22 protein-coding genes are annotated in these 25769 nt (G+C 41.0%); 15 read left to right on the top strand and 7 right to left on the bottom strand.

Annotation, left to right across the window (positions count from 1 at the left end):
* Positions 1 to 18 precede the first annotated feature (18 nt).
* The 10 genes from C6W18_RS13445 (at position 19) to C6W18_RS13395 (ending at position 13454) form a co-directional block, all read left to right on the top strand.
* Positions 19 to 1611 (top strand): PucR family transcriptional regulator, encoded by a 1593-nt coding sequence (locus C6W18_RS13445; protein WP_105927863.1) that lies wholly within the window; start codon positions 19 to 21, stop codon positions 1609 to 1611.
* A gap of 252 nt (positions 1612 to 1863) precedes the next feature.
* Positions 1864 to 3204, top strand: a complete 1341-nt coding sequence (locus C6W18_RS13440; RefSeq protein WP_105927862.1) for an aspartate aminotransferase family protein — start codon at positions 1864 to 1866, stop codon at positions 3202 to 3204.
* A 359-nt stretch (positions 3205 to 3563) separates the two neighbouring features.
* Positions 3564 to 4121 (top strand): glycerol-3-phosphate responsive antiterminator, encoded by a 558-nt coding sequence (locus tag C6W18_RS13430; protein WP_034321630.1) that lies wholly within the window; start codon positions 3564 to 3566, stop codon positions 4119 to 4121.
* Positions 4122 to 4336: 215 nt separating this feature from the next.
* Positions 4337 to 5152 (top strand): MIP/aquaporin family protein, encoded by an 816-nt coding sequence (locus tag C6W18_RS13425; protein WP_034321628.1) that lies wholly within the window; start codon positions 4337 to 4339, stop codon positions 5150 to 5152.
* A 15-nt stretch (positions 5153 to 5167) separates the two neighbouring features.
* Positions 5168 to 6664: a glycerol kinase GlpK gene (glpK, locus tag C6W18_RS13420; protein WP_034321625.1), complete on the top strand. Its 1497-nt coding sequence runs from the start codon at positions 5168 to 5170 to the stop codon at positions 6662 to 6664.
* 139 nt (positions 6665 to 6803) lie between these two features.
* Complete coding sequence (gene glpD, locus C6W18_RS13415) at positions 6804 to 8465, top strand: glycerol-3-phosphate dehydrogenase (protein WP_105927861.1); 1662 nt, start codon at positions 6804 to 6806, stop codon at positions 8463 to 8465.
* A gap of 158 nt (positions 8466 to 8623) precedes the next feature.
* Entirely contained in the window at positions 8624 to 10369 is a 1746-nt protein-coding gene (locus tag C6W18_RS13410; protein ID WP_105927860.1) for a phospho-sugar mutase, read from the top strand.
* 156 nt (positions 10370 to 10525) lie between these two features.
* Complete coding sequence (locus tag C6W18_RS13405; protein WP_034321739.1) at positions 10526 to 11671, top strand: GAF domain-containing sensor histidine kinase; 1146 nt, start codon at positions 10526 to 10528, stop codon at positions 11669 to 11671.
* A complete protein-coding gene (locus C6W18_RS13400; RefSeq protein WP_105927859.1) occupies positions 11668 to 12318 on the top strand; it encodes a response regulator in 651 nt (216 codons plus the stop codon). Before C6W18_RS13405 ends, C6W18_RS13400 begins: the two co-directional genes overlap by 4 nt.
* A gap of 251 nt (positions 12319 to 12569) precedes the next feature.
* Positions 12570 to 13454 (top strand): GNAT family N-acetyltransferase, encoded by an 885-nt coding sequence (locus C6W18_RS13395; protein WP_105927858.1) that lies wholly within the window; start codon positions 12570 to 12572, stop codon positions 13452 to 13454.
* Positions 13455 to 13489: 35 nt separating this feature from the next.
* Here C6W18_RS13395 and C6W18_RS13390 read toward each other — a convergent pair whose 3' ends face one another.
* Positions 13490 to 13738, bottom strand: a complete 249-nt coding sequence (locus C6W18_RS13390) for a YhdB family protein (RefSeq protein WP_024426598.1) — start codon at positions 13736 to 13738, stop codon at positions 13490 to 13492.
* A 191-nt stretch (positions 13739 to 13929) separates the two neighbouring features.
* Here C6W18_RS13390 and C6W18_RS13385 point away from each other — a divergent pair, with 191 nt between their 5' ends.
* Entirely contained in the window at positions 13930 to 14250 is a 321-nt protein-coding gene (locus tag C6W18_RS13385; protein ID WP_373465719.1) for a YqzG/YhdC family protein, read from the top strand.
* A 211-nt stretch (positions 14251 to 14461) separates the two neighbouring features.
* Here the strand turns inward: C6W18_RS13385 and C6W18_RS13375 are convergent, their stop codons facing one another.
* Together C6W18_RS13375 and C6W18_RS13370 are read right to left on the bottom strand one after the other, a co-directional pair.
* Positions 14462 to 15937: a catalase gene (locus C6W18_RS13375; protein ID WP_105927855.1), complete on the bottom strand. Its 1476-nt coding sequence runs from the start codon at positions 15935 to 15937 to the stop codon at positions 14462 to 14464.
* Positions 15938 to 16095: 158 nt separating this feature from the next.
* The gene (locus C6W18_RS13370) at positions 16096 to 16527 is read right to left on the bottom strand and encodes an Rrf2 family transcriptional regulator (protein WP_034321607.1); all 432 of its coding nucleotides are present in this window, start codon (positions 16525 to 16527) and stop codon (positions 16096 to 16098) included.
* Between the two features lie 183 nt (positions 16528 to 16710).
* Between C6W18_RS13370 and C6W18_RS13365 the strand changes: the two genes are divergently transcribed.
* Positions 16711 to 17910 (top strand): globin domain-containing protein, encoded by a 1200-nt coding sequence (locus tag C6W18_RS13365; protein ID WP_105927854.1) that lies wholly within the window; start codon positions 16711 to 16713, stop codon positions 17908 to 17910.
* A 67-nt stretch (positions 17911 to 17977) separates the two neighbouring features.
* The gene (locus C6W18_RS13360) at positions 17978 to 19402 is read left to right on the top strand and encodes a SpoVR family protein (RefSeq protein WP_373465718.1); all 1425 of its coding nucleotides are present in this window, start codon (positions 17978 to 17980) and stop codon (positions 19400 to 19402) included.
* 52 nt (positions 19403 to 19454) lie between these two features.
* On the opposite strand, the gene C6W18_RS13355 is transcribed toward C6W18_RS13360, so the two are convergent.
* Positions 19455 to 20819, bottom strand: a complete 1365-nt coding sequence (locus C6W18_RS13355) for an alkaline phosphatase (protein WP_105927852.1) — start codon at positions 20817 to 20819, stop codon at positions 19455 to 19457.
* Between the two features lie 354 nt (positions 20820 to 21173).
* Between C6W18_RS13355 and C6W18_RS13350 the strand changes: the two genes are divergently transcribed.
* Both C6W18_RS13350 and bcaP read left to right on the top strand, forming a co-directional pair.
* Positions 21174 to 21995, top strand: a complete 822-nt coding sequence (locus tag C6W18_RS13350; RefSeq protein WP_034321599.1) for a C40 family peptidase — start codon at positions 21174 to 21176, stop codon at positions 21993 to 21995.
* A gap of 452 nt (positions 21996 to 22447) precedes the next feature.
* Positions 22448 to 23848 carry a branched-chain amino acid transporter BcaP gene (gene bcaP / locus C6W18_RS13345; RefSeq protein ID WP_034321596.1) on the top strand — a complete coding sequence of 467 codons (1401 nt, stop codon included), beginning with the start codon at positions 22448 to 22450 and terminating at the stop codon, positions 23846 to 23848.
* A 70-nt stretch (positions 23849 to 23918) separates the two neighbouring features.
* Here the strand turns inward: bcaP and C6W18_RS13340 are convergent, their stop codons facing one another.
* From C6W18_RS13340 to C6W18_RS13330, 3 genes are read right to left on the bottom strand one after another with little or no spacing between them, the layout of a single operon-like run.
* Positions 23919 to 24209, bottom strand: coding sequence for a hypothetical protein (locus C6W18_RS13340; protein ID WP_034321593.1), 291 nt, complete (start codon positions 24207 to 24209; stop codon positions 23919 to 23921).
* Positions 24197 to 25255, bottom strand: a complete 1059-nt coding sequence (locus C6W18_RS13335) for an anti-sigma factor (protein ID WP_105927851.1) — start codon at positions 25253 to 25255, stop codon at positions 24197 to 24199. The genes C6W18_RS13340 and C6W18_RS13335 overlap by 13 nt, the downstream gene beginning before the upstream one ends.
* Positions 25248 to 25739, bottom strand: coding sequence for a sigma-70 family RNA polymerase sigma factor (locus C6W18_RS13330; protein WP_003211938.1), 492 nt, complete (start codon positions 25737 to 25739; stop codon positions 25248 to 25250). The genes C6W18_RS13335 and C6W18_RS13330 overlap by 8 nt, the downstream gene beginning before the upstream one ends.
* Between the last annotated feature and the right edge of the window lie 30 nt (positions 25740 to 25769).

Below are 25769 nucleotides of genomic sequence, written 5' to 3'. Positions count from 1 at the left end.
ACAAAGGGGGATATATGAATGAATGCAGATGTTCATTTTCAAGTGCGTGATGTGTTAAAAACGAAGTATTTTACACATGCGAAAGTATTAGCTGGGGAAAAGGGACTGTTTCGGCAAGTCAAATGGGTACATGTGTTAGAAGTGCCTGCTGTAGAGGATTTGTTAAATGGAGGCGAGCTTATATTAACAACGGCCGCAGGTTTTCATGATCAATTGGATGTATTTAAAGAGTTTTTAAGACAGCTGATTGACTCAGGTGCAGCTGGCTTGTGTATTGAATTTGTTCCGCTGCGCTTCGATGTGCCGGAAGAACTGATTGCCTATGCAGAAGAAAGGGATTTTCCCCTTATTCTGTTTACAAAAGAAGTGAAATTCGTCAACATTACACAGCATCTTCATACGATGATGATCGAGCGCCAGTATCAAATGATGGCCGACTTAGAAGCACTATCATCAAAGCTTAATGAGCTTTTATTGACCCCTCATCCGCAGATGGATATTTTAGATCAAGTGTATCAGCACTTAAGAGGAATTCTTTTACTCATACCCGTTCAAGGCGAGCCAATTATTTTATGTGATTCATCCAAACAAACTGAAGAGCTTGTCATGAATTATTTGCAGTATGCTTCCTTGCCAAACGGGTATGAAGTGACTCAAAAACAAGTCCTCGCACTCAAACAAACATTTGCAGATCTTGTGCTCATTCATCAATCGAACACACTTTCAGAATTTGAACTGCTCGTGATGGACAAGGGAGCGAATGCCCTTGCCCAGCAAACTTTAAGAGAGCTTTATACTGAAGAACTGAAGAAGACAAAAGAGAATGAATGGCTGCAAAAATGGTTCCAGGAAGAGCATACAGAAAGAGACATTTTAGAGCATCTTGAAGAAACGGAAGGACTGAAAAAACCAACCGGCTGTGTGGTCATGCTCTTTCAAAAACATCATCAAATCGAAAAAATTGCAGGAAATCTTTACTTTCTCGTATCTTGCCGCTCCATCTTTCAACGTGCCGGTTTCCATCTGATCGCTTATGAGCATCAAGGACAAACCTTGTTTATTTTATTGAACACGAGAAAGGTAGAAGACTGGAAGGAGCGAGCAGAGAAGGCAGCAAATGAAATGAGGCAATTATATGATCGTGAGCAGCCTCGTGGGACCGTGATCAATTTTGGGATTGGTCAATATTGTGAGCAGTTTCAGCATATGAGAAAAAGCTTTCAAGCAGCAAAAGAAGTGCTCCATTTAAAAAAAGCAATGCCGCAGCGAGTGGAAAGCCCATTTTATCAAGATTTACATATGCTTCGGCTGATGCCGGTCATGAAAGAGAGCGGTCTACTAGAATGCTTGGTGAAAGAGTATTTAGAGCCGGTGATTTTATATGATAAGCAAAATAGCGGAAGACTCTATCAAACGTTGAATATCTTTTTACAGACGAACGGTTCTAAAAAAGAAACCGCAAGCCAGCTCTATATTGTCAGGCAGACCCTTTATCATAGACTGGATAAACTGCATGCTTTGCTTGGAGAGGATATGATGCAGGCGCCGAAACGCCAGGCGCTTGAATTTGCGATTCTTGCTTATGAATTCCTGCAAGGAAATAGCCGTTAACAAGGTGTGTTAGATTTGCCGAGGCATCAAGTAGAGTGTCTTATGGTTCTTTTCAATGAGTTGACGATCTGTCTAATGTAATCGGCCCTGCCCCTTTTTATAATGAAAGTAACGATTGGTTCTCTCTTACAGGCGGCCTTGTTTCAGTTTCATATGCCTCACTTTTCATCCATATAATGAATGGAGAGGCAATGTAATGGACCTGTCTAAGCTTCTTTAATGATGAAAACGGATACATGGGGGCGTGGGAAGATGAAAATACATGAGCAAGCTCAAAATCTTCAGGCAAAAGATGATCAGTTGATCTGGCATCATATGAAAGGGACAAACAAAGAAAATGAAAGCATGGTCATTCACGAGGCAGAAGGCGCATGGGTGACAGATATTCATGGGAATCGATATTTAGATGGGATGTCAGGCCTTTGGTGTGTAAATGCCGGATATGGCCGAAAAGAGCTTGCAGAAGCGGCGTATCAGCAATTAAATACGATGCCTTACTATCCGCTTACACAAAGCCATGTACCAGCTATTCAGCTGGCTGAGAAGCTCAATGAATGGCTTGGGGGTGACTATGTCATCTTCTTTTCCAACAGCGGTTCTGAAGCCAATGAAACCGCATTTAAGATCGCAAAACAATATCATGCGCAAAAGGGAGAGGGTACACGAACAAAATTCATTTCCCGATATCGATCGTATCATGGCAATACAGCAGCAGCTCTTGCTGCAACCGGTCAAGCGCAGCGTAAATATAAATATGAACCATTAGGGCAGGGCTTCATCCATGTCGCGCCACCTGATCTGTATCGGCATCCCGAGGACCAAGAGAATTTGGCAAGTGCTGCTGCGATTGATCAAGCGATGACATGGGAATTAAGTGAGACCATTGCTGGGGTCATCATGGAGCCGATTATTACGGGAGGCGGTATCCTAATGCCGCCAAAAGGGTATTTAAAGAAGGTCAAAGACATTTGTGAAGCTCATGGAGCGCTTCTCATTGTGGATGAAGTGATATGCGGCTTTGGCCGAACAGGAAAGCGGTTTGGTTTTATGCATGAGGAAGTGAAGCCAGATATTATTACAATGGCAAAGGGGATCACAAGCGGCTATTTACCGCTTTCTGCAACATGCGTCAAACGGGAAATCTATGAAGCCTATGCAGGAGAAGATACGTATGACCGGCTGCGTCATGTTAATACATTTGGCGGTCATCCTGCTTCCTGTGCGGTTGCAGTTGCCAACCTAAATATTATAGAAAACGAGCAATTAGTGGAACGATCTGACACACTTGGTCGAGACATGCTCGAACGTTTGCAAGAGTTAAAAGAACATCCATTTGTCGGTGATGTCAGAGGAAAAGGCATGCTGTTTGGGATTGAGCTTGTGCAGGATCAGCAGTCAAAAAAGCCAGCTGATCCAAGTGTTGTCGGTCAATTGATTGCAGAATGTAAAAAACGCGGGCTGATCATCGGGAAAAATGGAGATACGGTCGCTGGCTATAATAACGTTGCGCAGCTTGCACCGCCGCTCAATATCACAGATGAAGACGCCACATTTATCATTAATACAATAAAAGAAAGTATGGCGCAACTTTAGCAGAGAGACTTCTCTCTGTTTCAGATTGTTGACAAAGGGCTAAAATGATCTTTATTTTAGCCCTTTGTCTTCTTTTCAGCGTGATTGAAAACCTTTGAAGTCTAGGAAGGACGAGCACCGAAGCGGAGCGAATTTGACATTCGTGAGCACCGGAGCGCAGGACTGACACCGAATGCGAGGGTTTGTCTACACGCTGAGCAGAGAGACTTCTCTCTGCTTTTTTCTATGTAAGGCTAAAAGTTCTTTATTAAGTTGCTAGGTCGAATCGGCAATGGGTACACTAGGTGTATTGAAAAAAAGAAGAGATTCTATTACTGTAAGGGAAGGCTGAACCAATACATATTAGAAGGAGACGGCATATGAGTTTTCATGATCAACCCATTCTACCTGCTGTTCGCAATATGAAGCAATTTGAGGAATTTTTAAAAAGTCCATTTACATATGGAGTCTTACTTGATGTTCACTTAGGCCGGCTTAAGGGCATCATGAATGAGGCGAATGCCCATCACAAAAAAATGTTTGTCCATGTCGATCTTATTCACGGAATCAAGCATGATGAGTATGGAACGGAATTTATTTGTCAGGAAATGAAGCCAGCAGGTATTATTTCTACTAGGTCTTCTGTCATAGTAAAAGCCAAGCAGAAAAAAGTATATGCGATTCAGCGAATGTTTTTACTTGATACAAGTGCGATGGAAAAAAGCATGGAGTTTGTCGGGAAACATCGACCGGATTTTATTGAAGTATTGCCGGGTGTCGTGCCAGATTTAATTACAGAAGTGCGCGAAAGAACGGGAATACCAATATTTGCAGGGGGATTTATCCGAACAAAAGAAGACGTGGAAAGAGCACTTGAGGCCGGAGCAACAGCTGTGACGACATCGAATACAAACCTTTGGAAAGCATTCCAAAAGTGAAAAAGATAAAATGTGAAAATTGATTGACAACGTTTTCATCCTCTGATACTATAGCACTAAGTTAATATCATGTGATGGAGAAACGGAGATCCACAACAGCGCTTTACTAGGTGACAAATGACCCTGATGTAAAGTATGTTTGTTGTGGATCTTTTTTCTTTATCTTTTCTACACATTCATAGGGGATGGCAACTGAACCAGAGGAGGAATTTTTCATGACACCATTTTGGGGTGAAGTCGTAGGTACAATGCTGCTCATTATTTTTGGAGGCGGTGTGTGTGCGGCTGTAAATTTAAAGAAATCGCTCGCCTATCAGTCCGGCTGGATTGTAATCGCTTTCGGGTGGGGATTTGCAGTAGCCATTGCAGCTTATGCAACTGGTGGAATTAGCGGGGCTCATTTAAACCCGGCGCTGACAATTGGTCTTGCTCTAGAAGGAAGTTTTCCGTGGGCGGATGTTCCAATGTATATTGTCGGCCAAATGCTTGGCGCATTACTCGGAGCTATTATTGTCTTTTTACATTACTTACCGCACTGGAAAGCAACAGACGATCCAGGTGCAAAACTAGGTGTATTCTCAACTGGTCCTGCGATTCCGCATACCTTTGCAAACGTACTCAGTGAAGTCATCGGTACATTTGTATTGGTTCTAGGAATCTTAGCGATTGGTGCAAATAAATTTGCAGACGGAGTAAATCCGCTGATTGTTGGTTTCTTAATTGTAGCGATTGGTCTTTCTTTAGGTGGAACAACAGGTTATGCAATCAACCCTGCACGTGATTTAGGTCCGAGAATTGCACATGCAATTCTGCCGATTCCAGGCAAAGGTCCATCGAATTGGAAATATGCATGGGTTCCTGTTGTTGGTCCAATTTTAGGCGGTGCATTTGGCGGTGTTTTCTACAATGCAGCCTTTAAAGCGAACGTCACTCCAGCCTTTTGGATTGTAAGCGTTATTTTAGTTGTGGTATTGTTAGGACTCTATTTCTCTACGAAAAACCAAACAAATGCTGTAAATGAAAGTATGTAAGGGGAGGAAAACACCATGGCAAAAGAAAAATATATTCTCGCATTAGATCAAGGGACAACAAGCTCAAGAGCAATCTTATTTGATCAAGAAGGTAAAATTGCACATACATCACAGAAAGAATTTAATCAATATTTTCCGAACCCTGGCTGGGTAGAACATAATGCAAACGAAATTTGGAGCTCTATTCTATCTGTTATTTCAACCGCTTTAATTGAATCTGGCATTGAAGCAGATCAAATTGCGGGTATTGGAATTACGAACCAGCGTGAAACAGCTGTTGTTTGGGATAAACATACAGGCGCACCAGTTTATAATGCAATTGTTTGGCAGTCTAGACAAACGTCTGGCATTTGTGAAGAGTTAAAAGCTCAAGGGCACAATGAGACGTTTAGAAATAAAACAGGTCTTCTCATCGATGCTTATTTCTCAGGCACAAAAGTGAAATGGATTTTAGACAATGTAGAAGGTGCCCGTGAGAAAGCAGAAAATGGCGACTTACTGTTTGGCACAATCGATACATGGCTCATTTGGAAAATGACAGGCGGAAAATCACACGTTACAGATTATTCCAATGCGTCAAGAACGTTAATGTTCAATATCTACGATCTGAAATGGGACGAAGAATTACTTGATATCCTAGACGTACCTGCTTCTATGCTTCCAGAGGTCAAACCATCTTCACACGTTTATGGTGAAACGACGGACTATCACTTCTTCGGTAAAAATATCCCGATCGCAGGAGCAGCGGGAGACCAGCAGTCTGCTTTATTCGGTCAGGCTTGCTTTGAAGCGGGAATGGCGAAGAACACATATGGTACTGGATGTTTCATGTTGATGAATACAGGGGAAAAAGCCATTAAGTCGGATCATGGTTTATTAACGACGATTGCATGGGGCATTGACGGTAAAGTTGAATATGCTTTAGAAGGAAGTATTTTCGTTGCCGGTTCAGCGATTCAGTGGCTACGTGATGGACTGAGAATGTTTAAAGACTCAAAAGACAGCGAAGCTTATGCAAAGCGTGTCGAGTCAACAGATGGTGTATATGTCGTTCCAGCATTCGTTGGTCTAGGCACACCATACTGGGACAGTGATGTAAGAGGCGCTGTATTCGGATTAACACGCGGTACTTCTAAAGAGCACTTTGTCCGTGCAACGTTAGAATCACTTGCTTATCAAACGAAAGATGTTTTAGATGCGATGGAAAAGGATTCAAACATCTCATTAAAAACTTTGCGTGTTGATGGCGGAGCTGTGAAGAATGACTTCTTAATGGGCTTCCAAAGTGATTTGCTGGATGTACCAGTAGAACGTCCAGAAATTAATGAAACGACGGCACTCGGTGCGGCCTATCTTGCGGGAATAGCAGTTGGCTTCTGGAACGACCGTTCAGACATTGCAAAACAATGGAACCTTGACAAGCGCTTTGAACCGAAGATGGAAGAGGACAGCCGTGACTCGTTATACAGCGGGTGGAAAAAGGCTGTAAAAGCAGCTCAAGCTTTCAAATAAACAAAAAGTATGGTATACTTCAAGTAAGTTAATAGAACGGTTGGAGAACTGGAGAGACCGCAGGCACCGAAGTGTAGAAATACGCTTTGGGTGTTTGCGGTCTCTTTTTCTTTACCGTACAACATGGGAGGAACAAGAGATGACTTTTTCTAGCTTAGAAAGAGAACAAATACTGCACGAAATGACAAAAAAACCATATGATGTGTTTATCATTGGTGGGGGTATTACAGGCGCCGGTACAGCACTTGATGCGGCTTCACGCGGGATGCGTGTTGGTCTTGCAGAAATGCAGGATTTTGCGGCAGGTACGTCTAGCCGCTCAACGAAACTCGTGCACGGTGGACTTCGTTATTTAAAACAATTTGAAGTGAAGATGGTGGCAGAGGTCGGTAAAGAACGTGCCATTGTATATGAAAATGGTCCGCATGTGACAACGCCAGAATGGATGCTTCTTCCGATGCATAAAGGTGGTACATTTGGTAAGTTTTCAACATCAATTGGTCTAAGAGTGTATGACTTTTTAGCTGGAGTCAAGCATGGCGAACGCAGAAGCATGCTAAGTGCGAAAGAAACACTTGCAAAAGAACCGCTTGTGAAAAAGGACGGCTTAAAAGGCGGCGGCTACTATGTTGAATACCGTACAGATGATGCACGCCTCACAATTGAAGTGATGAAAGAGGCAGTGAAATTCGGTGCAGAAGCTGTCAACTATGCGAAAGTAAAAGAATTTATCTATGATAAAGGTAAAGTTGTCGGCGTTGTCATTGAAGATGTCATGACGCATAAAACATATGATGTGTATGCGAAGAAGATTGTCAATGCGACAGGTCCGTGGGTAGATCAGCTAAGAGACAAGGACCATTCAAAAGAAGGGAAACACTTACAGCATACAAAAGGAATTCACTTAGTATTCGACCAATCGGTTTTCCCATTAAAACAAGCGATCTATTTCGACACGCCTGACAAACGCATGGTCTTTGCGATTCCAAGAGAAGGCAAAACGTACGTTGGAACAACAGACACAGTGTATAAAAAACAGCTTGAACATCCACGTATGACCAAAGCAGATCGTGATTATGTCATTCAAGCGATCCAGTACATGTTCCCAGACCTCAACATTACGGAAAAAGATGTTGAATCCAACTGGGCCGGTCTTCGTCCGCTCATTCATGAAGAAGGAAAAGATCCTTCAGAAATTTCTCGTAAGGATGAGGTGTGGACATCATCTTCAGGTTTGATCACAATTGCTGGTGGTAAATTAACAGGCTACCGCAAAATGGCTGAGCACATTGTGAACCTTGTACGTGATGGACTCAAAGAAGAGACTGGCAAAGATTACGGACCATGTAAAACCAAACATATGCCAATCTCAGGTGGGCATGTAGGCGGATCTAAAAATATGGCGTCCTTTGTTCAAGCGAAAACGGCAGAAGGAGCATCCGTTGGTTTAACAGAACCGATTGCTCAAAAACTAGCTGAAAAATACGGCTCAAACGTCAGCAGTGTCTTCAAGCGTGTAGAGCAGCTTCAAGGTGAACCAGACAAACGAAATATTCCAGCGTATGTACTGGCAGAGCTTGTCTATGCGATCGAAGAAGAACTAGCCGCTACACCTGTCGATTTCTTCTTAAGAAGAACAGGAAGCCTATTATTTAATATCAACTGGGCAAAAAAATATGCACAGCCTGTCGTTGACTATATGGCAGATCGCTTTGGCTGGGATGAAGCGACAAAACAAAAACATCAAACTGAATTAGATCAACTATTCCATGAAGCAGTCGTACCGCTTGATGCCGAATAAGAGAAAAAGCCGATCGTGCATCGGCTTTTTTTATTGTTTTTTTTCTATTTGTTCATCGTTTTTTCATATGTTAATGATATAACATGACATGAAGGGTAATTCCATATAAAATAACAGTAGATGTTATGAAATTGATGATAAGAACTGGGAGGATGACCATGAGTTGGAATACGAATTATGAGCGATGGATCAATGAGAAGCACCTGGATACTGAACTAAGGGAATGGCTAGAGGCGCATCGAGAGGATCATCAAGCTCTTGAAGACTGCTTCTACAAAAACCTTGAGTTCGGCACTGGAGGCATGCGCGGGGAGATTGGTGCAGGCACGAACCGAATGAACGTCTACACTGTTCGTAAAGCATCAGCAGGTCTTGCTGCGTATATTGCGAAACATGGAGAAGATGCAAAAAGAAGAGGCGTCGCCATTGCATATGATTCACGCCATAAATCGCCTGAATTCGCGATGGAAGCAGCGAAAGCGCTTGCTTCACATGGCATTCAAACGTATGTATTTGACGAACTGCGTCCGACACCAGAACTCTCCTTTGCTGTTCGGGAGCTGAATGCATTTGCTGGTATCGTCGTGACAGCAAGTCATAATCCACCAGAATATAATGGCTATAAAGTATATGGAGAAGATGGAGGCCAGCTGCCTCCATTTGAAGCAGATCAGGTCATTAAAGAAGTAGATGCCATTGAAAATGAACTGGCGATTCCAGTAAAATCAGAAGAAATATTAAAACAAAATGGGCTCATTAACATGATCGGAGAAGAAATTGATCATGCTTATATTGAAAAATTAAAAACCATCAGTGTGCACCCTGAGCTTGCAGATGAAGTCGATGTCAAAGTGGTGTTTACTCCGCTTCATGGAACAGCCAATCACCCTGTCCGAAATGGGCTAAAGGCTCTTGGCTATCAGCATGTGACCGTTGTTCCTGAACAAGAAAAGCCAGATCCACAATTCTCGACGGTGACATCGCCAAATCCAGAGGAGCATGCAGCGTTTGAGTATGCGATCAAGCTTGGTGAACAGCAGAATGCCGATATCCTCATTGCAACTGACCCAGATGCAGATAGGTTAGGCATTGCGGTGAGAGATCACGAGGGAGAATTTACAGTCTTAACAGGCAACCAAACAGGAGCGCTGTTGCTTCATTATTTATTGTCTGAAAAACAAAAGCTGGGTCTGCTGCCGCCTCGTCCAGTTGTGATGAAAACCATTGTCACAAGTGAACTTGGGCGTGCTGTCGCATCAGCATTTGGTGCTGACACCATTGACACTCTCACTGGTTTTAAATTTATTGGAGAAAAGATTAAGCAATTTGAAGAGAGCGGAGAATACACGTTTCAATTTGGCTATGAAGAGAGCTATGGCTATTTGATCGGTGACTTTGCCCGAGATAAAGATGCGGTGCAAGCGGCGCTGTTAGCCGTTGAAGTCGCTGCCTTCTATAAAAAACAAGGCAAGTCATTGTACGATGCCCTTGTCGATATTTTCAAGGAGTTTGGATTTTACTGCGAAGGGTTGAAGTCATTAACCTTGAAAGGTAAAGAAGGAGCTGAGCAGATTTCAGCAATCCTCCATACCTTTAGAACAAATCCGCCAGCTGCCATCGCAGGTCAGCGCATCACGGTCATTGAGGATTACCAATCAAGTCAAAGACATCTCGTGACAGAAAAGAAAGAAGAAACAATTCACCTGCCGGCATCAAACGTGCTGAAATATTTCCTTGAGGATGGCTCATGGTTCTGCTTAAGACCTTCTGGTACCGAACCTAAAGTGAAATTTTATATTGCAGTTAAAGGCTCATCTTTAACAGATAGCGAAGAAAAGCTGAAGCATTTATCAGAAGAAGTAATGAAAGTCGTTTATGATATTGTTGAAGAAACAGCTAAATAAAGCAACTAAAAAAGCCATCGTGTAAATGCATGATGGCTTTTTTCTCAGCCAAAAGTATGAGAAGAAATCATCCTTTTTGAGAAAGAGCCAAAAGGGTGCGCATGGTATAATCAACATAATGATAAGAGGATGCAGCTAATGCCGGGGGTAAACAGCATGGGAGAATACAAAGAGAAGGTTAAAACATTAAAAACGTTAAAAGAAATTGCTGAAAAGTTAAATGAAGGCATGGAAATGAAAGACACGCTTCATGAAGTACTCCATATGCTTATGGATGTCACAGGCTTTCAGACAGCATGGATTTATTTTATAGAAGAAGACGGCTCGTATGAACTGATGGCAGAGGTATCCTTACCTGAAGCACTCGCAAAGCACCAAAAGCAATTGATGTGTCAAAACGACTGTTATTGCATCAACCGATACACAAAAGGGTCACTGCAATCAGCCACCAATATCATCAACTGTAAACGGATTGAAACGGCCATCGAGCAAAATCTTGGGAATACGGAAGGAATTACACATCATGCGACAGTACCACTCAAAGCGTGTAAGCGCACGTTCGGTTTATTAAATGTGGCTGCAAAAGGAAAAGTCACATTTGCGCAAGAAGAGCTGAATTTGCTTGAAAGCATTGCACTTCAAATTGGCACTGCCATTCAGCGGATGAAGCTTGTACAAAACGAACAGCAGCATGCACTCTTAGAAGAAAGAAACCGGCTTGCGCAGGATTTACATGATTCTGTCAACCAAATGCTGTTTTCAGTGAGTCTCACTGCAAAAGCTGCCCGTCAAATGACAAACGATCAGAATTTAGGGGAAATGATTGATTTTATTCAGCATTTATCACAAGATGCCCTCATTGAAATGCGGTCACTCATTTGGCAGCTAAGACCAAGAGGACTTGAAAAAGGATTTACGACAGCGATTGAAGAGTACGCACAGCTCTTAGGATTAAACTGTACTTTATCTTTATCAGGCTGTATGGAGATGGATCATTCGCGGCATGAGGCTTTGTTTCGCGTATGTCAAGAAGCACTGAATAATTGTCAAAAACATGCGGAAGTAGAGGAAGTCGAGGTCAAACTCGAGCAATCGGCAGACACGTTTGAGATGGAAATCATCGACCGTGGAAAAGGATTTCAGTATGACGAGCAAATGAGCCTTCCTTCACTTGGGCTGAAAGGGATGGCTGACCGCATCCGAAGAATAGGTGGTACATTTTGTATTGATTCTGAGCTAGGTCAAGGAACCAAGATTCATGTGAAAGTGCCATTTTCTCAAGAAAGGAAGGGGTCGTCATGAGAGTAGTTATTGCAGATGATCATCATATTGTGAGAAAAGGGCTGGTGTTTTTCTTGCAAACACAGCCTGATGTGAACATCGTTGGTGAGGCATCCAATGGAGAAGAGGCGCTTAAAGTTGTCAGACAGACGCAGCCTGACATTGTCTTAATGGACCTCTCAATGCCTGTGATGAATGGCATTGAGGCAACGAAACAAATGATGCTAGAAATGCCGGATACACGCATTGTGATCCTGACAAGCTATGCGGATAAAGATTATGTCATACCAGCCATTCAAGCTGGGGCGAAAGCCTATCAGCTCAAGGATGTAGCGCCAGAAAAACTGCTCACGACAATGATCGAAGTGCAAAATGGCACCTATCAATTAGATGGTCATATCACAACCTTTCTTGTGCAGCATCTGACAGAACCAAAAGAGCAAAAATGGGCACTGATGAACGAGCTGACCAATAGAGAACGAGATGTCCTATTTGAAATTGCAAAGGGTAAAAGCAACAAAGAAATCGCCTCAGCGCTGTTTATTTCTGAAAAGACTGTCAAAACGCACGTATCTCATGTATTATCAAAGCTAGAGCTGGCAGATAGAACCCAAGCGGCTCTTTATGCAGTGGATTATCAAAAAAATCAGCCAAAAGAGCTGCTATGATAGAAGGGAATTTAGTCGTTATGCTAAAACTTTTAAGCGCACATTCAGTTCAATGAATTGAATAAAAAAGGGCACTAATATTGGTTTATTTGGAGTGCCCTTTTGTGTGAAAAGAGAAGCATGTACAGTCTAATTGATAGGAGCAAAACAAAAAAGACTTGATGAGTGTATTCTCATTGAGTCTTTTTTTATTTTGTAGGAGGTGATGAGTCGATCAATTACAGGAAAATCTAAAATGGGAGGAAACAAAAGTGGAGACATATGAATTAGTGAGCGATTATCGCGATGATGACAAATTGAAAGAGAGTTTTAATGCGTTAGCGATCAACACATTTGATTTGGATTTTAGAGACTGGTACGAGAGAGGGTACTGGGATGAAAAATATATTCCTTATTCCTTTGTACATAACGGGAAAGTGGTCTCCAACGCCTCTGTCTATCTCATGTCAGTGATCATTGATGGTCAAACGTATCGAGCTGTTCAAATTGGTACCGTCATGACAGATCAAGCCTACCGCCACAAAGGATTGGCGACAAAGTTAATGCAGCATATTATGGACACGTATGAAAATCACTGTGATGTGATGTTTCTTTTTGGCAATGAAACCGTGCTGAATTTTTACCCGAAGTTTGGCTTTACCCGTTATCACGAAAGTGAGTTTAGCCTGGATATCAGCAAAAGCACCATTCAAATGAAAAAGGATGAGCGCATCAAGCAGCTGACACTTGAACACGACCTGCCATTACTTGAACAGTTCGCAGAAAAACGTCAATCTTACTCAATGAAGATGGATGCCCAGGATCATGGCAGCTTGTTGATGTTTTATTTTACATTAGTATGGCCGGATGCCATCTTTTATATTGAAGCATTAGATACAATTGTGCTTATGAATGAAGAAAATGAAACCATGCATGTGTACGATATCATCTCGCTTAAAACGCCAAATATTGAGGAAGTTGTAGCAAGCATTGTAAAGGAGACGACGGAAAAAGTGATCTTTTATTTCACGCCTGATGCTTCAATTGAAGGCATACATGCGGTCACGACCCCAAATGACGAGGATGCACTGTTTATTTTAAATAAAGACGCTTGGTTAAATGGCCACTTTATGTTTCCAATCACAGCACACTGCTAAATGTATGTAAAAAGGCTGAAGATCAGCCTTTTTCTTTATGTGTACATCGGTTGTGAATAAACTTCAGAAGCAGCAGCCTCTGAAGCATGGTCAATGTACTGCAGGAGCCCGTATAAACATTTTTCAACATCTGCATCGTTTCGGTTAAATTGATACGCATGTAAGAAATGCTCAATACGTTTCGAGAGCAAGTCATCTTGCGTACGTACCATAAGAATAAGTAAATTATCCCATTGCGAGCGATGCGTATAATAAAGTGCCTTATCATAATCCGCCACATTCATGAAACCTTCTCCTTTCCCTTGAGAAGTCCTCATTAGTTTGCTCGGATCATATCGACTTTTTCAGGGGAAAAGTTGGTGTCCGCATGAATCGCGTACCGGAAATTATAGGTTGAATAAATGCTTCATGTATGAAAAAGGGTCGTTCAGCAAAACCTAATCAAAATATACATGAAAGTGAGATCAATGATATCATGCAGCCGAAATTGTGGATGCTTTTTGCAGCAGGAATGGTTTTGCTCGGCAGTCTCATGGTCCATCCTGCATCAAAAGCAGCGGTCCAGCCCGTTGAAAATTGGGAAAGACTTGCTTATACAGCATTGCAAGATGAATATGAAGGCGCCGCTTTAAACGACTATCATTACATTGGACGAACAAAAGTAAATGATGAACAGACAAAAGATGTATTTCGCGTGACTGTGAAGGAAGGATCGACCCTTTTTGCAGCACACGCAGAAATTTATTTTCACCCGGTGACCGGTCATTTGATTAGTATTAACGTGTTTCGCTTATAAAAAAGCACCTCTTATCAAAAGAGGTGCTCACCGTGTAGACAAACCCTCGCATTCGGTGTCGGTCCTGCGTGCCGGTGCTCACGAATGTCGAATACGCTCCGCTCCGGTACTCGTTCTTCCTAGACTGCAAAGGTTTTCTATCACGCTGAAAAGAAGACAAAGGGCTAAAATGAAGATCATTTTAGCCCTTTGTCAAACAATACGAATTCAATTATTTCATGTTTCCTTGAAGATATGAGCGAATATCCACACCGAGTGAATCCGCTAAACGCTGTCCGTAATCTTCATCTGCACGATAGAAATTGCAGATCGCAAGTAATTTCGTTTTTTCATTTACACCTTTGAGATCAGCTGTTAGGTTTTTGATCAATGCTTGTTTCTCTTCCTCAGAGTAGCTTCGATATTTTTCCCCAGCTTGTTTGAAATCGTTCGGTTTTTCGATTTTTTGTCTCACCATACGGTCACCATGAAGAACAGGTTCACTTTCTTTGTAGTGAGGGTTTTCTTTTGGCTGATCATCGTAACGGTTTGGTTCATAGTTAATATGACCGCTTGGACGAGTCGTTGTCATAAAGCCATCCTGTTGGTTATTGTGCACAGGTGCATAAGGGCAGTTGACCGGAATGCGCATGTAGTTCGCACCAAGACGGTGACGCTGCGTGTCTGGATATGAGAACAGACGACCTTGAAGCAGTTTATCTTCAGACGCTTCAATTCCTGGAACCAGTGCACTTGGCGTGAAAGCAGATTGTTCTGTTTCAGCAAAGAAATTTTCAGGGTTGCGGTTGAGTGTCATGCGTCCTACTTTTTGAAGCGGGTAATCTTCCTCGCTCCACGTCTTTGTTGGATCACATGGATCATAATCAAGTTCATCATAATCGCTAAGCGGCATAAGCTGAACATATAAGTCCCATGCTGGATAGTTGCCTTTTTCAATGCGATCAAAAAGATCTCTTGTCGCATGCTGGAAATCGTCTGCTTGAATTTCTGCTGCTTCTTCCATGGATAAATTGCGAATACCTTCTGATGGTCTCCAGTGATATTTCACATATTTGGTTTCCCCATATTTGTTTACCCATCTAAACGTATGAACGCCAGAACCGCGCATTTCAGCGTAGTTTGCAGGGATTCCTTCATCAGAGAAAAGCCATGTGAGCATATGAGTCGATTCAGGTGTTAAGGTCATAAAATCCCAATAACGGTCAGGATCTTGGATATTGGTTACAGGATCTGGCTTGAGAGAGTGAACCATATCAGGGAACTTCAATGCATCTCGAATAAAGAAGATCGGCAAGTTGTTACCAACCAAATCGTAGTTGCCTTCTTCTGTATAAAATTTGACAGCGAAGCCGCGCGGGTCACGTAATGTTTCAGGTGAACCTTTAGGGTGAATAACCGTTGAGAAACGAACAAAAACGTCTGTCTGTTTTCCTTCTTCACTTAAGAAGGCTGCTCTTGTATGTTTCTCCATGCTATTTTCTACTTCAAACACACCATAAGCACCGGCGCCTCTTGCATGAACGACACGCTCTGGAATACGTTCACGGTCAAAGTGTGCAAGCTTTTCAATCAAATGGTAATCATCAAGAAATGAAGGTCCGCGGTGACCAGCTGTTCTTGAGTTTTGGTTATCGCCAACAGGCACGCCCTGATTCGTCGTCAAATTTTTATGATTTGAATTTGTCATTGTTTTTTCCTCCTGTAAACAAAAAATGGTTTCTAGCAATCTATATACCCTAATTATATTGAATCAAACATGATAGTCAATATTTATTTATAATAATTTTAATTAAATTATTATTACAATGAGGTAAAGAAAAAGACGAAAGAATAAAATTCTTCCGTCTAAAGCAGGAGCTCTCTTAGAGCATCTTTGTTTTGTGTTAAATCTTTTAATGTGTATTGGTCTAGAACATGTAAATAAGCAGTGAGTGCTTCGTGAAGTACGTGCTTTAATGAACAAATCGGGGAGATGATACAGCTGTTTTTCTTTGGATCAAAGCATTCGACCATGACTAAGTCTTCCTCTGTATAGCGGACAACCTCTCCAATGTTAATGCTTTCTGGGCTTTTCCCCAGCCTAATTCCACCATTTCTCCCGCGGATTGTTTCCACATACCCACGTTTTCCAAGATGGTAAATCACCTTCGTTAGATGATTTTTAGAAATGCCATAAATATCGGCAATCTGCTGAATATTTGACAGTTCATTGTTGTCTCTTGACGCTAAATAAATGAGTACCCTTAATGAGAAATCTGTATAATTCGTAAGTTTCATTTTGACGACCTCTAAACCTAATAGAGTTTTGTATCATCGTAACACATTTTAGACAAGAACTGGTCGAGAAAGTGTTAAATGTGACAACATTTAAAACATGTATTATAAATATTGCTTTTATAAGCTGTCATCCATTACGATAAAGATGTATTTAAAATACATCTTTCGAAAGAAGGAATAACGATGTTATCCACAGGTCAAATGAACGCTATTCAACAATCAGCCCCTCTACTAAAAGCCGAGGGAACAAAACTTGTGACTGTTTTTTATCAAAATATGATCAGGCAGCACCCAGAGCTTCTCAATCAGTTTAATAAAACGAATCTCATGAACGGAAGTCAGCCAGAGGCGCTTGCTGCGACATTATATCAAGCTGCACTGCACATTGATCGATTAGAAGAATTGCTTCCTGCGGTGAAACAAATTGCCCATAAGCATGTCAGCGTCATGGTGAAAAAAGAGCAGTATCCGATTGTCGGGCATCACCTCATTGAAGCGATGAAAGAAGTGTTTGGATTAAATGAGCAGGATGACACATTATTGGCGTGGAAGGCTGCATATGACATCATTGCGAATATATTTATTGCGATTGAAGCAGAAATGATGGATGAAAATGTGAAGCAAAAAGGCGGATGGGCAGATGTCAAACCGTTTGTCATCAAGAAAAAGAAACAAGAATCTCCAGCGCTTATCTCCTTTTATTTAGTACCAGAAGATGAATCAGAGCTTCCAATGTATGAAGCGGGTCAATACATTACTGTGCAGGCAGATATGCCGGGCGAAGCCTATGTGTGCAGCAGACAATACAGCTTATCAGATCAATATCACCCGTCTTATTACCGCATCACAGTAAAGCGCGATGGTCATGTGTCCACATTCTTGCATGATGAAATGGAAGAAGGGGACGTTCTTCAAGTGAGTATGCCGCAGGGAATGTTCTGCTTGCAAGAAGATACAAAAGAGCCCGCTTATTTCATCAGTGCCGGTTCCGGTGTCACACCAATGATTGGTTTAGTGAAAACAGCAGCTCACCGCAATCAACCGTTTACGATGATTCATGCAGACCGATTAGAGGATGTAACCGCTTTTGAAAAAGAGTTTGAGAGCGTTCTAGCTTCATCTTCCCATGGTCGCATCTTCCTATGTAACGAGCAATTTGAACAGTCCGGAAAGGGCGAGCTGGTTGAGAAGGCAGCTTGCCGGATTGACCGTCCATTCCTTCAATCAGTGATGAGAGAAGGGAAAGGCCAATTTTATCTATGCGGTTCTCCGACATTTACACAGGAGATGATCCATATCCTAAAAGAGATGGGAATTCCAGAACAGAATATACATTTCGAATCATTCGGCGGGCAGTCCATGAAAGAAATGGAAGTTGTCTAAACGAATGGCGGAACATCATGTTTTTTTAGATACGCTCATATAGTAGGGATAAGTCCGATGAGGAGGGATGGTTTCCTTGAGCGTATCTGAAAAACGTCTTTTACAAAGAGCCATTGATGAAATTACAGAAATTGCAGAAGGATTTGGTCTAGATTTTTATCCGATGAGGTATGAAATCTGTCCCGCGGAAATTATTTATACGTTCGGTGCATACGGAATGCCAACAAGATTTAGCCACTGGAGCTTTGGAAAGCAATTTCATAAAATGAAGCTTCATTATGATTTAGGGTTAAGCAAAATTTATGAACTGGTGATCAATTCAAATCCTTGCTACGCCTTTCTACTAGATAACAATTCGCTTGTTCAAAATAAATTAATTGTGGCTCATGTACTGGCACACTGTGATTTCTTTAAAAATAATTGCCGTTTCCAAAACACTAAACGAGATATGGTAGAAAGCATGGCTGCGGCGGCGGAGCGGATCAAAGAGTATGAGCATATCCACGGAACAAAAGAAGTCGAATCCTTTTTAGATGCGGTATTGGCTTTGCAGGAGCATATTGATCCGTCTCTTGTTCGTTCAAAATTAAGCTGGAATATAGACGATGAAGAAGAATATGAAGAGGATAAACCAAAACGTCAAACACCGTATGATGATTTGTGGGGAATGGATGAGCCGAAGACGCGTGAGAAAAAGAAAGCCGTCAAGCAATTTCCACCAAAGCCAGAAAAAGATATTTTGCTCTTTATTGAAGCGCATTCCCGGGAGCTAGAGCCGTGGCAGCGGGATGTACTGACCATGCTTAGAGAGGAAATGCTCTATTTTTGGCCTCAGCTGGAAACAAAGATTATGAATGAAGGCTGGGCATCGTATTGGCACCAGCGGATTATGCGCGAGCTCGATTTAGATTCAAGTGAATCGATTGAATTTGCGAAATTAAATGCAGGCGTGGTGCAGCCATCTAAGACGGGTATCAATCCTTACTATTTAGGGCTGAAGATATTTGAAGATATTGAAGAACGCTATGACAACCCATGTGAAGAATTAAAAAAAGCAGGTGTGACAGAAGGGTCCGGACGTAGCAAAATGTTTGAAGTACGAGAAATTGAATCGGACATTTCCTTTATTCGAAACTACTTAACAAAAGACCTTGTGATGAGAGAAGACTTGTACTTGTTTCAAAAGCAGGGGAGAGACTATAAAGTCATTGATAAAGAATGGAAGGCTGTTCGTGATCAGCTTGTGAGCATGAGGGTCAATGGTGGTTTTCCTTATTTGACCGTGATTGATGGCGACTATTTAAAAAACAATGAACTCTATATTAAGCATTGGTACGAAGGCATTGAGCTCGACCTGAAATACTTAGAAAAAGTACTCCCATATTTGTATCAGCTGTGGGGAAGAAGTGTGCATATCGAGTCAGTTCTTGAAGGAAAAGAGGTGATGTTTTCATACGATGGAAAAGGAGTTCATAGAAAATATCTCGCGTAAAAAGATCAAAAAAGATGTCTGTTTTAAGACATCTTTTTTGTGTTTCACAAAGTTATTGATTTTTAAGCAATTTGAAAATGTGCTTGGCTTGATCTGTATTTTCCATGAGACCTTTTAGCTGCTGGCTTGTTGGACCATATGCATAAAACGGTACTTCATCACCGGTATGACCTGATGTTGTCCAGCCTGTATGTGATCTTGTGTTGATGATTTCTTCAATTGCATCATCAATCTTAACTGCATTTTTTGTTTCAGCTGCTTTTTGAATAGAAGCAATCTCCTCTTTTGTGAAATCAAGTTCAATATATTGTTTGAGCGCAGACTCAACAGTCATGCCACCTGCAATTTTGTTTGCAATAAAATCAGGTGTCTTTTTCGCTGCTTTTACAGGTTTGTAATCCCAGCTGCCAGAGCCATCTGCTCCGAAGGAAAGTCCGCCAGTGGAATGATCCGCAGTCGTGATCACTAACGTATTTTTATCCTTTTTTGCGAAACGAATGGCTTCTTCAAATGCTTTTTCAAAATCCTTCACTTCACTCATGGCACTGACAATATCATGGTCATGTCCCGCCCAGTCAATTTGACTGCCTTCGACCATGAGGAAAAATCCTTTTTTGTTTTTAGATAGCTGTTTAATGGCTGAGGACGTCATGTCTTGTAGGGAAGGAGTGTTTTTATCGCGATCAATGGCTTTATCGAGACCGCCATCAGCAAAAAGACCTAACACTTTTTGGTTTTTATTGTTTTGTAAGGCCGCTTTATTGGTGACATAATCGTAACCTGCTTTTTTGAATTCCTTCGTCAAATCACGATCCTTGCGAACAAAATCGATAAGTCCTCCACCAAGCATGACATCGACTGTATGCTGTTTCCCGATTTTCTCATCGAAGAAATCATCGGCAATGGCTGCTGTGTTTTTTCGAGACACATCATGGGCGGCATATGCAGCAGGTGTGGCATTGGTTAATTCAGATGTCACGACAAGACCCGTAGACTTTCCTTTACGCTTTGCTTCTTCTAAGACTGTTTTTAATTTTTTGCCATTTTTATTTACGCTGATGGCATTGTTGTATGTCTTTTTACCAGTCGCCATGGCTGTACCAGCCGCTGCTGAATCGGTGATGTTACTTTTAGAGTCGTCAGGGTATGTTTTGTGCATGCCAGTGAGGTAAGGATCAAACGCTGTTTGCTTTGAAAGGTCTCCGTTGTGTTTAAATGAGCGGTAAGTTGAAAGATAAGGTGTGCCCATGCCATCTCCAATTAACACGATCACATTTTGTACGTCATTTTTTGGTTTCTTTTTCGCCTCAGCTTTGTCAGCCTGTCCAAATTCAATTCCTGAAAAAATGCCAATCGATAGCACAGATGCTGCTGCCACAGCAGCTATTTTCGTTTTCGAGCTTTTCAACACACTCATTCATTTTGCCTCCTCATTGTTTATGTATCGCTCTTACGTTTACAATGGTAGAGCAGAAGTGTGGATTCCATTTTACAGTACCGTAAAGTTTGCTTTAAAATTGTAAAGGTCCACTTTACATAGAATGGACCAAAATGAGAAATGAATGTATCATTTATCCATGACAAGATGCATTCGTTTTGTCATGATTGTGTAATAAAAATGAAATGAAAAGAACCCTAAAAAAAAATAAATTTTGCCGAATTAATAAGCATAATGTCGTAGGAAGTCAAGACTATTTCTTCTGGTATTTGATCCTTATAATAGAAAGTAGATAAAAATTCGGATCACGATAGATACATACAGGAGGAACAAATGAAAAAACAATTGATCACAGCTGCAAGTGCAGTTCTACTTGGGACGACATTATTTGCCGGAGCTGCCTCAGCACAATCAGTAAAGGTTCAAAAAGGTGACTCTCTTTCTGTTCTAGCGAAAAGATACAAAACAACCGTGAGCAAGATTAAATCAGATAATAAGCTGAAATCTGACAAAATTTATGTTGGACAAACGTTAAAAGTAAATGGAACTTCCTCGAAAACAACAACTAAAACAACAACAACAGTAAAAGCGGCTTCAGCGACAGCCACTCATAAAGTTGTCAAAGGTGATACACTATCTAAAATTGGCAAAAAGTATGGGATGACAGTGAAAGAGCTGAAATCATTAAATAAACTCAAAACAGACCTCATCAAAATTGGACAAAAGCTAAAGGTGAAAAAGACGTCTAAAGTGAAGACAACACCTGTCAAAGAAAAAACAGTCTCTACTTCTTCATTAAACACGTCTAAGCTCGTATCTGATGCTAAAGCACAGAACGGTACACCATATAAATGGGGTGGAACGACACCGAAAGGCTTTGATTGCAGTGGGTTTATGTGGTATATCATTAACAAGCAAAAAAAGATCTCAAGACAAACAACAGAAGGTTTTTGGGGCTCGATGAAGAGCGTCTCAACACCAAAGGTAGGAGATTTTGTGTTCTTTACTACCTATAAATCTGGTCCATCTCACATGGGTGTCTACATTGGGAACAACAAGTTTATCCATGCTGCCTCTGACGGTGTGACAGTCAGTGATATGAATTCAAGCTATTGGAAGCCGATTTATCTTGGAGCGAAAACATTTGTTAACTAATCTATTCAAAGAGATTGCTCATGGAGCAGTCTCTTTTTTTATATATCATTCACGTAACAGGAGTGGACCTTTATCATAGTTCACTACCAGTCTAAAGACTTTTATATAACATGAATATGGACTCGCTATCAAAAGGAGAGTCTTATTTTTATTCAATCATTATTATATGAAAAAAACATAATTTTTGATGTTGAATAATAAATAGAGAGTGACAGGCTGTGAAATGAATAAAGTATGAAGAAAAACTGACCTATATATTGACAACGATTTTGTTGATATTTAAGGATTTTCACTCTATTTTTTAAAAAAGTGTTTTCATTTTTTAATTTTCATATATAATAATTTTACGCCACTAATTTATTGTGATAAATTTAATCTAAATATTCAGAAAATATTGTGAATTATACAGGTGTGGCGTCTTTAGACTGATACTACGTTTTGGGAGTGATGTTATGAGCAATTCGTTGTTTAGAAAAAAGAGCATTTCAGATCTCATCGCGGCAACACAAGGGGAAAAAGCGTTAAAAAAGGAATTAGGTTCATTTGACTTAACGATGCTTGGTATTGGGGCCATTATCGGAACAGGGATATTTGTTCTGACAGGTACAGGAGCTGTCACAGCGGGTCCAGGACTCGTTCTATCATTTGTGATCGCAGGTCTTGCTTGTTTGTTTGCGGCACTTTCTTATGCGGAATTCGCTTCCACCGTTCCTGTGTCAGGATCTGTTTATACATTTACGTACGCATCAATGGGAGAATTTTTGGCATTTATCATTGGTTGGGATTTGATATTAGAATATATGCTGGCCGCTAGTGCAGTTTCAGCAGGCTGGTCGGGATATTTTGTGTCATTTTTAAATGGGGTTGGCATTCATATACCGGTTGAGTTAACAGCAGCACCAGGTGGTTTAAAGGGGCAAGTGACATATTTTAATCTTCCTGCATTTATTATTTTAATGATCATCACCTTCTTGCTGTACTTCGGTATTAAGGAATCAAAACGAGTCAATAACATCATGGTGATTTTGAAAATTGCTGTCATTCTGCTCTTTATTTTAGTCGCTGTGAAATATGTAAAACCAGAAAACTGGACACCATTCGTTCCATTTGGGACATCAGGGGTCTTAAGTGCAGCAGCACTCGTATTTTTTGCATTTATCGGATTTGATGCAGTTGCTTCTGCGGCAGAGGAGACAAAAAATCCTTCACGCAACTTGCCAAGAGGTATTATTACTTCATTATTGATTTGTACCGTTTTGTATGTCGTTGTGAGTGCCATCATGACGGGCATCGTTCCATTCATGAACTTTGATGGAGTATCACATCCAGTGTCTCTTGTTTTACAAGTAGCAGGTCAAAACTGGGTGGCTGGCATTGTGGATATTGGGGCGATTTTAGGGATGACCACGGTTATGCTTGTCATGCTATATGGCCAAACACGCGTCATGTTTGCGATGTCTCGTGATGGCTTGGTGCCAAAGGTTCTTTCAAAGGTTCATCCAAAACATAAAACACCTTATATCAATACACTTTTCTTCGGTACATTGTCAGCATTAATGGGAGGGTTCATTCCACTAGATGAACTTGCAAGCCTAGTGAACATCGGGACACTTTCCGCATTCATTTTGATTTCGGTCGCTGTCATTGTGATGAGAAAAACACAGCCTGATTTACCGAGAGCATTTAAATGCCCAGCAGTTCCACTCATTCCAATCTTGGCTATTCTATCCTGTGGACTGCTCATTTATAAACTCGGCGCCATCACATTTGTTCGTTTCTTCATCTGGCTTGCTATTGGATTGGTTGTCTATTTCTTATATTCAAGAAAGCACTCAGAATTAAATGAAAAATAAATGGATATACAGGAAAAGCCAGTGCTACTTGGTGCAGTCAAGTAGCACTGGCTTTACATTTTGTGATTCATTAAAAACCTAACTGAAGATCTATATCAATTGATACGATGGCATAGACGCAAGCAATGACAAAGATATTCAGAACGACACCTAGAAAACCTGGGCCAGTACGACCTTTTTTGATGAACAGTTCAATAATACCAAATGGAACTGCGGCCATTGCAAAAGGAAGCATCTGAAAAGAATAAAATGTCACGTTGCTGATAATGGCGAGGTTCAGCATGAGCAGGGATAAAATAGCTGTGCCGACAGAAATCCAGCCAAATACATTGTGTTCTTTAAAAATTCTTACCAATTCCATAATTCCACCTCGCTCACTTTTGCCGTTTTAATCCGTTTTGTCTTCACAAATTTCTCAATTTCTTTAGAAGGACCTGTGACAACAGAGCCATAAGCTGTGACACCATTTTGATTGATATATCGTATTCGGTTAGCCAGATCTAGTTCAGGTCTGCCAGAGATCGTTTTTGCCCAGGTTGGATGCTGATTGACATAGGCAAGGGCATCTTTGAATTGATCTACCTCTGTTTTTGATGTGTGCTGAAGCTCTTTTAAAAATTCGGAGTCTTTCCCAGGAAAACCGATTGGGCGCTGATTCCCACTTAATGAATCCTCTGTTTTAATCGCATTCCAAAGCACTTTCATATCGTATTTTTTAGCAAAGGTATAAACGTCCTTTGGTGAGTATGCTTTATCATAGGATACATACACTTCACTCACTGTTCCTTCAGGAAGCTTGTCTAAAGTGGTGAGTGTTTGTTTTTTTGATGCATCTGCCTGCGTAGAAGGGTGGGTAAAGAAATCCTCCGTATTGCGTGCATTGTCACCATAATAAGAGATTGTAGGCTGTTTTAATTTATCGAAAAACATTTCAATTTGCTCACTGCCAATGGCTTCTGTTTTATTGCCTATTTGTTTTTGCAGCTTAAGCTCTGTGTTCATACCAAACAGCTTGACCTGTCCTTTTAAATCCCTCATATCAATGGCCACGTTTGGTTTCGTGAGAGCGACTGTCACAGCAGCTGTTTCCATGAAATGATTGCCTTTGCTCTCTGCTCCGCCAACTCCGTAGTATAGATAACTTCCTAATGTACAAAGCGGTAAAATAATGAGTGTAGATATGACAGCAAGTACGGAAATACGTAAGTAAGACTTTCTTTTTCCGTATTGTAAAATGGCTTTTTGCTTTTCAGGACTGATGGAAAAGTCTGTCCAATCCGAGTCATTCAGCTCCTGACTTAAGCGCTTTTCATTTTCTTCAAGCTCTTCTTCAAACGCCATCATTTCTTCCTCATTCATCTCGCCATTATTATATTGTTCCCATCGCTTGTTAAACTCTTCATTCATCATTAACACCTCTGTTATATAGTGCTTTTAGGCGCTGCCTTGCACGAAATAAAACACTTTTAAAATTTGCTTCAGTAATATTCATGACCTTGGATGCTTCCTTGTAATTCAGTTCTTTTAAATAATACAATGTCAACGCTTCCTTGTAGTTATCTGGAAGCTGCTCCAAATACATGTTGAGGACTTCTTTTATTTCAACCTGTTCAGCAGGGCTTTGTACAGACGTTTGTAAAAGGCCGCCAATTAGATCATCCGATATGGTCACTTCTTTTTTATGTTTCCTGACATAATCAATAAAAGCATTTCGTGCCACCTGAAATAACCAAGGTTTCACTTTGCTATGGTCGTAGGAATGAATATGTATATAAGCTCGCATAAAGGTTTCCTGCAATAAGTCTTCCGCCAAATGTTTGTCTTTTGTCATGGAGAGCAGAAACCTGTAAACATCGTTCATATACATTTGATAAATTTCATCGATCGTCACTGATTTTTCTCCCCTCTATGTTATACACGC

This window comes from Bacillus sp. LLTC93 (genome assembly GCF_002993125.1).
Classification (GTDB): domain Bacteria; phylum Bacillota; class Bacilli; order Bacillales; family Bacillaceae; genus Bacillus; species Bacillus zhangzhouensis.
The sequence above is the reverse complement of the archived record's forward strand: the minus strand, read 5'-3'. Positions and strand labels throughout refer to the sequence as shown.